At 72.8% G+C, this 9824-nt stretch carries 10 protein-coding genes and 1 riboswitch; of the genes, 6 read left to right on the top strand and 4 right to left on the bottom strand.

What is annotated here, in order from left to right; genetic code table 11:
- Positions 1–56: 56 nt before the first annotated feature.
- Positions 57–716 carry a hypothetical protein gene (locus tag AVW11_RS38085; protein WP_030851375.1) on the bottom strand — a complete coding sequence of 220 codons (660 nt, stop codon included), beginning with the start codon at positions 714–716 and terminating at the stop codon, positions 57–59.
- 244 nt (positions 717–960) lie between these two features.
- Between AVW11_RS38085 and AVW11_RS28900 the strand changes: the two genes are divergently transcribed.
- The 3 genes from AVW11_RS28900 to AVW11_RS28890 all read left to right on the top strand — a co-directional run bounded on the left by AVW11_RS28900 (position 961) and on the right by AVW11_RS28890 (position 3590).
- Positions 961–1821 carry a bifunctional methylenetetrahydrofolate dehydrogenase/methenyltetrahydrofolate cyclohydrolase gene (locus AVW11_RS28900; RefSeq protein ID WP_030851372.1) on the top strand — a complete coding sequence of 287 codons (861 nt, stop codon included), beginning with the start codon at positions 961–963 and terminating at the stop codon, positions 1819–1821.
- Positions 1811–2242 carry a DUF3017 domain-containing protein gene (locus tag AVW11_RS28895; RefSeq protein ID WP_051700558.1) on the top strand — a complete coding sequence of 144 codons (432 nt, stop codon included), beginning with the start codon at positions 1811–1813 and terminating at the stop codon, positions 2240–2242. Before AVW11_RS28900 ends, AVW11_RS28895 begins: the two co-directional genes overlap by 11 nt.
- Before the next feature lie 358 nt (positions 2243–2600).
- Entirely contained in the window at positions 2601–3590 is a 990-nt protein-coding gene (locus AVW11_RS28890; protein WP_076046486.1) for a malate dehydrogenase, read from the top strand.
- Positions 3591–3749: 159 nt separating this feature from the next.
- Here the strand turns inward: AVW11_RS28890 and AVW11_RS28885 are convergent, their stop codons facing one another.
- Positions 3750–4265: a carboxymuconolactone decarboxylase family protein gene (locus AVW11_RS28885; protein ID WP_076046485.1), complete on the bottom strand. Its 516-nt coding sequence runs from the start codon at positions 4263–4265 to the stop codon at positions 3750–3752.
- Positions 4266–4312: 47 nt separating this feature from the next.
- On the opposite strand from AVW11_RS28885, the gene pdxR reads away from it, so the two are divergent.
- Positions 4313–5710, top strand: coding sequence for a MocR-like pyridoxine biosynthesis transcription factor PdxR (gene pdxR, locus AVW11_RS28880; protein WP_076046484.1), 1398 nt, complete (start codon positions 4313–4315; stop codon positions 5708–5710).
- Positions 5711–5854: 144 nt separating this feature from the next.
- On the opposite strand, the gene AVW11_RS28875 is transcribed toward pdxR, so the two are convergent.
- Entirely contained in the window at positions 5855–6706 is an 852-nt protein-coding gene (locus tag AVW11_RS28875; protein ID WP_420856414.1) for a DMT family protein, read from the bottom strand.
- A 104-nt stretch (positions 6707–6810) separates the two neighbouring features.
- On the opposite strand from AVW11_RS28875, the gene AVW11_RS28870 reads away from it, so the two are divergent.
- Both AVW11_RS28870 and AVW11_RS28865 read left to right on the top strand, forming a co-directional pair.
- Complete coding sequence (locus AVW11_RS28870; RefSeq protein WP_030851355.1) at positions 6811–7107, top strand: hypothetical protein; 297 nt, start codon at positions 6811–6813, stop codon at positions 7105–7107.
- Positions 7108–7114: 7 nt separating this feature from the next.
- Positions 7115–8317: a glutathionylspermidine synthase family protein gene (locus AVW11_RS28865; protein ID WP_060178842.1), complete on the top strand. Its 1203-nt coding sequence runs from the start codon at positions 7115–7117 to the stop codon at positions 8315–8317.
- 54 nt (positions 8318–8371) lie between these two features.
- On the opposite strand, the gene rocD is transcribed toward AVW11_RS28865, so the two are convergent.
- Positions 8372–9577, bottom strand: a complete 1206-nt coding sequence (rocD, locus tag AVW11_RS28860; protein ID WP_060178841.1) for an ornithine--oxo-acid transaminase — start codon at positions 9575–9577, stop codon at positions 8372–8374.
- A gap of 142 nt (positions 9578–9719) precedes the next feature.
- Positions 9720–9810: riboswitch (ZMP/ZTP riboswitch) on the top strand.
- Positions 9811–9824: the final 14 nt, after the last annotated feature.

Below are 9824 nucleotides of genomic sequence, written 5' to 3'. Positions count from 1 at the left end.
GAAGGCCGCGACCCGCACTGCGGGTCGCGGCCTTCGCCGTGTGCGGAGGGGGCGGCTCAGTACCGGGGACGGCGGAAGAAGTCCCCGGCCTTGGCGAGGCCGATGATGATCGTGAGGCCGAGGGCGAGGGAGATCACGGACGGCAGCACGGAGATGGCGGTGAGGCCGCCGGAGCCCGTGGTGTGCTCGCTGGCGCCGAGCGCGACGAGGTTCACCAGTACGCCGAGAACGGCGAAGAGCGTCTGGAGCGAGCCGTAGATGATGCCGGAGACGCGTACTCCGCCACCTCCCTTGCCCATCTTGGCCGCGGTCAGGATGGGCCACAGGGCGAAGCCGATGAACAGGAGGCCGACGATGACGCCCGCGGTGCCCGCGATGGCGCCCGCGTCCTCGGCGGAGGAGCTGGAGGAGTCCGAGAGCGCCGCGGCGAACACGGCACCGCCGATCATGAAGAACAGGCCGCCCAGCGCCTGCAGGGCACCCATGACGAAGAGGATGACGCGCGCGGCCTTCGCCCCGCCCGGCATCTGCATCTGGGCGCCGGGGTGGCCGCCCGGGTACCCGGCGGGGCCGCCGGGGTAGGCCTGCGGGGCCTGCTGCGGGTAGGCGTAGCCGCCCTGCGGCGGGATGCCCTGCGGGGCCTGCTGCGGGTAGCCGTAGCCGGGCTGGCCCTGCGGCTGCTGTCCGTAGGGGTTGTGCGGGTCGCCGAAACTCATCTGGGGTGTTCCTCCGTGGAAGTGCAGGGACGCACGGCAATGAGCGCGGAGGAATCCTGCACGGTGCGGTCCGCCCCCCGGCACTGCCCGCGGCACTCAGTCGTTTCATCGTGGTCCGACCGGCGAGCCCTTGTCCAGTTGGCGGTCGTACGGCCGGTCACTTGTTGTGCAAGTGCAATGAACCCTACGGCCCCACGAGCACCTTGACTGGAACCCGGGCCACCTCATCCGGGAGGATGGGGTCATGACCGCCCAGATTCTCGATGGCAAGGCCACCGCGGCCGCGATCAAGTCCGAACTGACCGCCCGTGTGGCGGCCCTGAAGGCCCGGGGCATCACCCCCGGCCTCGGCACCCTGCTGGTCGGCGACGATCCGGGCAGCCGCTGGTACGTCAACGGCAAGCACAAGGACTGCGCCGAGGTCGGCATCGCCTCCATCCAGCGCGAACTGCCCGCGACGGCCTCCCAGGAGGACATCGAGGAGGTCGTGCGGGAGCTCAACGCCAACCCGCAGTGCACGGGCTACATCGTCCAACTCCCGCTCCCCAAGGGCATCGACACCAACCGGGTCCTGGAACTGATGGACCCGCTGAAGGACGCCGACGGCCTGCACCCCACCTCCCTGGGCCGGCTCGTCCTGAACGAGCCGGGCCCGCTGCCCTGCACCCCGTACGGGATCGTCGAACTGCTGCGCCACCACGGCGTCGAGATCAACGGCGCGCACGTCGTCGTCGTCGGCCGCGGGATCACGGTGGGCCGGTCCATCGGCCTGCTGCTGACCCGCAAGTCCGAGAACGCCACCGTCACGCTGTGCCACACCGGTACGCGCGACCTCTCCGGGCTGCTGCGCCAGGCGGACATCATCGTCGCCGCGGCCGGCGTCCCGCACCTGGTCAAGCCGGAGGACGTGAAGCCGGGCGCGGCCGTGCTCGACGTGGGCGTCAGCCGCGACGAGGCCGGGAAGATCGTCGGCGACGTGCACCCCGGTGTCGCCGAGGTGGCCCGGTGGATCTCGCCCAACCCCGGCGGGGTCGGCCCGATGACCCGCGCCCAGCTGCTCGTCAACGTCGTCGAGGCGGCGGAGCGGACCGGCAGTGCGCGCTGAACCGGGCGCCGAGCACGTGAACGGGAGCGGCGCGGCCAGGTCCCGCCGCTTCCCGTCCGTCACGCGGGACACGGCCCGCCCCGAGGGCAGCGGGCGCGCCGTGCCCGGGGCCGTGTCCACGCCCGCCCGCCAGTGGCCGATGCTCAGCGTGCTCGCCGCGACCGCGGTCGGGCTGCTGACCACCGCGCTCGGGCAGGCCCGGGCCGGGTGCCTGGTGATCGGCGTGGCCCTGATCGCGGCGGCGGTGCTGCGGCGCGTGCTGCCCTCGGTGGGGATGCTCGCGGTGCGCTCCCGCTTCACCGACATGATCACCTACGGGCTGCTGGGCGTCGCGATCACGCTGCTCGCGCTGGTGATGGAGCCCAGGCCGCTGCTGGAGATCCCGTTCCTGGAGAGCGCCGTCCGCTTCACCGTGCGCTGAGTGCGCCGAGTGCGCCTCGGCGCCGGGCGGCGGTGCGTCGCGCAGCGGCCCCGGCAGGAGTGGCACGGCCTGCCGGTGGCGCCGCGCCGCAGCCCGCAGCGCAGGTCCGCCGGCACGTCGATCGAAAGCCGTCGGACGGGCCGGGTCCGCCTGGTCGAATGGAAGTCCGGAAATCGACTTCGCCTTCGAAACGCCGGGGTCCGTGTGCCGCGCACCACAGGGACCCGGGGGTTGGGCCGCGCCAAGGTCGGATAGCCTGACCGCGGATGTCTCTTCACGTCAAGATTTACAGGGGAGCGGCGTCCTCCAGCACATGGGGCAGGGACGCCCCACCGCCAGCTGTCTAACGGAGAAGGCCATGACCCGCACTCCTGTGAATGTCACCGTCACCGGCGCCGCCGGCCAGATCGGCTACGCGCTGCTCTTCCGTATCGCGTCCGGTCACCTGCTCGGCGCGGACGTGCCGGTCAAGCTCCGGCTCCTGGAGATCCCCCAGGGCATGAAGGCCGCCGAGGGCACCGCCATGGAGCTCGACGACTGCGCCTTCCCGCTGCTCGCCGGCATCGACATCTTCGACGACCCGAACCAGGGCTTCGACGGCGCCAACGTCGCGCTGCTCGTGGGCGCCCGCCCGCGCACCAAGGGCATGGAGCGCGGCGACCTGCTCGCCGCCAACGGCGGCATCTTCAAGCCGCAGGGCCAGGCCATCAACGCGCACGCCGCCGACGACATCAAGGTCCTCGTCGTCGGCAACCCGGCCAACACCAACGCGCTCATCGCGCAGGCCTCCGCCCCGGACGTACCGGCCGAGCGCTTCACCGCGATGACCCGCCTGGACCACAACCGCGCGATCTCGCAGCTGGCCGCCAAGACCGGTGCCGCCGTCTCCGACATCAAGCGCCTGACCATCTGGGGCAACCACTCGGCGACCCAGTACCCGGACATCTTCCACGCGGAGATCGCCGGCAAGAACGCCGCCGAGGTCGTGAACGACCAGGCGTGGCTCGCCGACACCTTCATCCCGACCGTCGCCAAGCGCGGCGCCGCGATCATCGAGGCCCGTGGCGCGTCCTCCGCCGCCTCGGCCGCCAACGCCGCCATCGACCACGTCCACACCTGGGTCAACGGCACCGCCGAGGGCGACTGGACCTCGATGGGCATCCCGTCGGACGGCTCCTACGGCGTCCCGGCCGGTCTGATCTCCTCCTTCCCCGTCACCTGCAAGGACGGCAAGTACGAGATCGTCCAGGGCCTCGACATCAACGAGTTCTCCCGCGCCCGCATCGACGCCTCCGTCCAGGAGCTGTCGGAGGAGCGCGACGCGGTCCGCGAGCTCGGCCTGATCTGATCCACCGCTGATCCCGCGCTCCTCGCCGAGGAGCGCGGACCCCTGCCGCCTCGGCAACCAGTACGCACCCAAGCGCCCCGGCCCCAACAGGGCCGGGGCGCTTCGGCGTGAGGGCGCCGGGGTGGGTACGCCGCGGTGTCGAAGGGTCCCCGGACCCGGTCAGCTCTTGTACATGCCCGGCCTGTAGTGGCCCGGCACCATGCGGGTGGCGACGCCGAAGCGGTTCCACACGTTGATCGTCGCGATGACGGTGATCAGCTGGGCCAGCTCGCGCTCCTCGAAGTGCGCCGCGGCCTTCTCGTACACCTCGTCCGGCACGAAACCGTCGGTCAGGACGGTGACGGCCTCGGTGAGCTCGATCGCGGCGAGCTCCTTCTCGGTGTAGAAGTGCCGGGACTCCTCCCAGGCGCCCAGCTGCACGATGCGCTCGACGCTCTCACCGGCGGCGATCGCGTCCTTGGTGTGCATGTCGAGGCAGAAGGCGCAGTGGTTGATCTGCGAGGCGCGGATCTTGACGAGCTCGACGAGAGAGGGGTCCAGGCCCTTCGTGGAGGCGGTCTCCAGGGCCAGCACGGCCTTGTACGCCTCGGGGGCGAGCTTCGCGAGGCTCATGCGCGGGGTGTGCTCGGGGGCGTGGGCGTGCGGGCGGGTCCGGTCTTCTGCGGTGGTGGTCATGCGGTCCACCGTAGGAGGCGGGCGGCCCGCCGATATGGTCCATATCCATGACGGATTCGTGGGCCACTTTCGGCGCCGACCTGCACCTGGATCTCTCCGCCGGGCGGGGCTTGCGGGCCGGGCTGACCGAGGCGCTGCGCGAGGCCGCGCGCAGCGGGCGGCTGGCGGCCGGCACCCGGCTGCCGTCCTCCCGCACCCTGGCCGCAGACCTGGGCATCGCCCGGAACACGGTCGCCGAGGCGTACGCCGAGCTCGTCGCGGAGGGCTGGCTCACGGCCCGGCAGGGCTCCGGCACCCGGGTCGCGGCGCGGGCCCGCCCGCGCCGGCCCGCGACCGCCGCACCCCTGCGGCGTCCCGTGCGCGGCGGGCCCACGTACAGCCTGGTGCCCGGCACCCCGGACCTGGGCGGTTTCCCGCGCGCGGCCTGGCTGTCGGCGGCCCGGCGGGCACTGAACGCCGCCCCGAACGAGGCCTTCGGCTACGCCATCGACGGGCGCGGCCGCGTCGAGCTGCGACAGGCACTGGCGGGCTACCTGGCGCGGGCGCGCGGGGTGTACGCGGATCCGGACCGGATCGTGCTGTGCGCAGGGTTCCTGCACGGGCTGAAGCTGCTCGCGGCGGTGCTGCGGGCGCGGCGGGTGCGTGAGGTCGCCGTGGAGGGGTACGGGCTGGACTTCCACCGGGACGAGCTGGTGCGGGCGGGGCTGCGGACGAGGCCGCTCGGGGTGGACGGCGACGGGGCCCGTACGGGGGAGCTGACCGCGGCGGCGGGCGCGGTGCTGCTGACCCCGGCCCACCAGTTCCCGACGGGCGCGGCCCTGACCCCGGCCCGCCGGGCGGCAGCGGTCGACTGGGCCCGGACCACCGGCGGGCTGATCCTGGAGGACGACTACGACGGGGAGTTCCGCTACGACAGGCAGCCGGTCGGTGCCCTGCAGGGACTGGACCCGGACCGGGTGGTCTACCTCGGCACGGCCAGCAAGTCCCTCGCCCCGGGGCTGCGGATGGGCTGGATGGTGCTCCCGCCGGGCCTGCTGGAGGAGGTGACCGCCGCGAAGGGGTACACGGACTGGACCTCCGGCACGCTGGACCAGCTGACGCTGGCGGAGTTCATCGAATCCGGGGCGTACGACCGGCACGTGCGCGGGATGCGGCTGCGCTACCGGCGGCGGCGGGACGAGCTGGTGGCGGCGGTGGCCGGCCGGGTGGCGGGCGTCTCGGGCATCGCGGCGGGACTGCACGCGGTGCTTGAGCTCCCGGCGGGCACGGAGCGGTCGGTGCTGCAGTCGGCGGCCTGGCACGACCTCGCCCTGCACGGCCTGTCCGCCTTCCGCCACCCGCAGGCCGGGTCGGCGCCGCGGGACGCGCTGGTCGTCGGATACGGGACCCCGTCGGACAGTGCGTGGTCCCCGACCCTCGCGGCGCTCGTCGCCTCCCTGCCGTGACCCTGCGGGTGCCGCCCCGTTGCGGGGGCGCCCCCGGACCCTCGCGCCCCACAGCCCGGCCGGGGGCAACCGGGGGCAAGGCGCGGGGCTCGGGGACGGCGCCCCCGCAGCGGTGCCGCACCCCGCACCCCGCGGCGCGCGGGGTCACGGGGAGGGCGGCGGCGCCGGTGCCGGGGGCGATTGCGGTTCGCCGAAGCGGGACAGGGCCAGCGAGCCGGCGACCGCCACCGCGAAGCCCGTCACGGCCAGCCACGTCAGGCCCTCCCGGGTGCGGTCGCCGAGCCAGACCACGCCCACCACCGCCGGGCCGACCGTCTCGCCGAGCACCAGGCCCGCCGTCGCCACCGTCACCGAGCCGCGCGCCAGCGCCGAGGTGAGGAGCAGGAACCCCGCCGCCCCGCCGAGCAGGAGCGCGTACAGCGCGGGATTGCCGAGGTCCCACACGGAGTCGACGAGCCGCACCGAGACCTCCACCACGCCGAAGCCCGTGCCCGACCCCAGACCGAGGACCAGCGCCCGCGGCCCGTCCGGCAGTCCGCCCGCGACCGTGCCGATCAGCAGCACCAGCACCGCCACGCCCAGCAGCCCCAGCTTCAGCGCGAGCGAACCCGTCCCGCTGCCCTCCGCCCCCGCGGAGAGCCCCAGCATCAGCAGCCCCGTGCACACCACACCCACCGCGCACCACTCCGCGCGGGACAACCGCACCGCCATCAGCCGCGAGGCGACCACCGCCGTCACCGCCAGGCTGGCGGCCAGCGCGGCCCCGACCACGTAGATCGGCACGTGCCGCAGCGCGATGATCTGCAGGACGAAACCGGCGCCGTCCAGGGCGAGGCCCAGTACGTAGCGCCACTGCCGCGCGGCCCGCAGGAACAGCGCCGCGTCCACCCCCGAGCCGCTGCCGGGCTCCACCGCCCGCGTCGCGACGGCCTGCAGAACGGACGCCGTGCCGAAGCACACCGCGGCACCCAGCGCGCAAATCATCCCAATCAGCACGAACTGACTCTAGGTCACGGATCTCACGGCGGCCGGATTCCATCGGCCGGGGAGCCCGCTCTAGTCTGTCGGGAGCACGCCAGGCCCCAGGGGGAGCAGCAGACATGGACATCAGCAGCACCAACCAGCGCCGTATGCGCTCCGGCGCCGTCGCCCTCGGAGGCATGGGCCTGCTCGCGGCCACCCTCGTGGCCTGCGGCAGCAGCGACGAACCGGACCGGCGCTGCGCGTCGCGCTCCACGCTGGACCACCTGAACAGCAAGGAGTGCAGGACCGGCGGCACCGGCGCGTACTACTACGGCGGCGTCGTCAGCAACGGCAAGGTCACCGGCGGCAGCTTCGACAAGTCCGCCGTCACCCGCGGCGGCATCGGCGGCCACTCCAGCTCCAGCGGCGGCTGATCACACGATGCAGCGGCACACCATCGAGCCCCGACCCGGCTGGCAGAAGACGGTCGAGGAACAGGGGCTGATCTACCCACTCACCCGCTACCCCGACGACTCGCTGCGTCCCTACTGGGACGAGAGCGCCTACTACTCCTTCTCCCTGCCCGAGGTCGAGGCCCTGGAGAACGTCGTCGAGGAACTGCACGCCATGTGCCTGGCCGCGGCCGCGCACATCGTCGAGCACGACCGCTTCGCTGACCTCGGCATCACCGACCCGGGCCTCGCCGCGCTGATCGCCGAGTCCTGGCGGCGGCGCGCCGAGCAGCCCTCCCTCTACGGCCGCTTCGACCTGCGCTACGACGGCACCGGCAGCCCGGCCAAGATGCTGGAGTACAACGCGGACACCCCCACCTCCCTGGTGGAGGCGGCCAGCCCGCAGTGGTTCTGGATGGAGGAGCGGTTCCCCGGCGCCGACCAGTGGAACTCCCTCCACGAGCGCCTCGTCGACGCCTGGCGCCGCCAGGCGGAGCTGCTGGCCCCCGGCCCGCTGCACTTCGCGCACTCCGAGACCGACGAGCTCGGCGAGGACCTGATGACGGTCGCCTACCTCCAGGAGACCGCCGACCAGGCCGGCCTGCAGACGCACGCCCTGTCGGTGGAGCAGATCGGCTGGGACAGCCTGTCCGGCCGGTTCGTCGACGACAAGCTCCGCTTCATCCGCAGCTGTTTCAAGCTCTACCCGTGGGAGTGGCTGGCCACGGACGAGTTCGGCCCGCAGGTCCTCGGCACCTACGACCACGGCGGCGGCTCCGGCACCACCTGCTGGATCGAACCGCTGTGGAAGATGCTGCTCTCCAACAAGGCGCTGCTCGCGATCCTGTGGGAGCTCTTCCCGGAGCACCCGAACCTGCTGCCCGCCTACCTCGACGGTCCGCGCGAGCTGGCCGGGCCCGACTCGGCCGGATACGTGGCCAAGCCCCTCCTCGGCCGCGAGGGCGCCGGCGTCACCCTGCACGAGCCGGGGCCGGACGGCGAGCCGTTCGTACCGCGGCCGGGGGAGCGGTACTGCTTCCAGGGGCTGGCCCCGCTGCCCGACTTCGACGGCAACCGGGTGGTGCTCGGCGCGTGGGTCGTCGAGGACGAGGCGGCGGGGCTCGGCATCCGCGAATCGGCGGGGCCGGTCACGGACGAGTACGCCCGCTTCCTGCCCCACGTCATCCTCTAGTGCCGTGACCGGCGACCTTGCCGGTCACAGCACTGGGCGTGGCCGCGGCCCGTCCTACGCGCCGAGCACCGACCGGAGCTGGTCGAGGCCCCAGTCCAGGTCCTCCTTGGTGATGACCAGCGGCGGGGCGATCCGGATCGTCGAACCGTGGGTGTCCTTCACGAGCACTCCGAGCTCCATCAGCTTCTCGGAGATCTCCCGGCCCGTACCGCGGGAGGGGTCGATGTCGACGCCCGCCCACAGTCCGCGGCCGCGGACCGCGGTCACGGCGCCCCCGCCGACGAGCAGGTTCAGCTCGCGGTGGAGGTGGTCGCCCAACTCGGTGGCCCGCTGCTGGAACTCGCCGGTCCGCAGCATCGCGATCACCTCCAGGGCGACGGCGCACGCGAGCGGGTTCCCGCCGAAGGTGGAGCCGTGCTGACCGGGCCCGAACACCCCCAGCACGTCCCGGTCGGCGACCACCGCCGACACCGGCACCACACCGCCGCCGAGCGCCTTGCCGAGGATGTAGACGTCCGGGACGACCCCCTCGTGCTCACAGGCGAAGGTCCTGCCGGTGCGGCCGAGCCCCGACTGGATCTCGTCGGCCATGAAGAGGACGTTCCGCTCGCGGGTCAGCTCCCGTACGCCGCCCAGGTAGCCGGCGGGCGGCACCAGCACCCCCGCCTCGCCCTGGATCGGCTCCAGCAGCACGGCCACGGTGTTCTCCGTGACGGCGTGCGACAGCGCGGTGAGGTCCCCGTACGGGACGATCTCGAAGCCCGGCGTGTACGGCCCGAAGTGGTCGCGGGCGTCGTGGTCCGTCGAGAAGGAGACGACGGTCGTGGTCCGGCCGTGGAAGTTGTCGGCGGCCACCACGATCTTGGCGTGCCCGTCCGGCACGCCCTTGACCTCGTAGCCCCACTTGCGGGCGGTCTTCACCGCCGTCTCCACGGCCTCCGCCCCGGTGTTCATGGGCAGCACCATCTCCTTGCCGCACAGCGCGGCGAGCTCGGTGCAGAAGTCGGCGAACCGGTCGTGGTAGAAGGCGCGCGAGGTGAGCGTGACCCGCTCCAGCTGGTCCCGCGCGGCATCGATCAGACGGCGGTTGCCGTGCCCGAAGTTCAGCGCGGAATACCCGGCGAGCATGTCGAGGTATCTGCGGCCCTCGACGTCGGTCATCCACGCGCCTTCCGCGGAGGTGACGACGACGGGCAGCGGGTGGTAGTTGTGCGCGCTGTGCGCGTCGGCGGAGCGGATGGCATCAGCTGTTGTCGACACGGGGTCTCCGATCGTCCGTCTGGCCGGTGAAGCGGTGAAGCGGTGAAGCGGTGAAGCGGTGACGAGGGTGGCGTCACCTTCTTATCGTCGCTCGTATCCCGGACGCAGAAACCTTCCGCGCGGCGCGGCAGATAAGGTGTTCGGTACGCACGGCGACTGGCGTACGGAGAACCAACTCCGGGGGAGTCGTGCGCGCACGACCGCATACAGGGCCGCTCGCCTGGGCCTCGCGGGGTACCGATCACAT

Origin of the sequence: Streptomyces amritsarensis (genome assembly GCF_001953875.1) — a bacterium.
Lineage (GTDB): Bacteria > Actinomycetota > Actinomycetes > Streptomycetales > Streptomycetaceae > Streptomyces > Streptomyces amritsarensis.
Note: the sequence above shows the minus strand (reverse complement) of the source record. Positions and strands in the feature narration are given on the sequence as shown.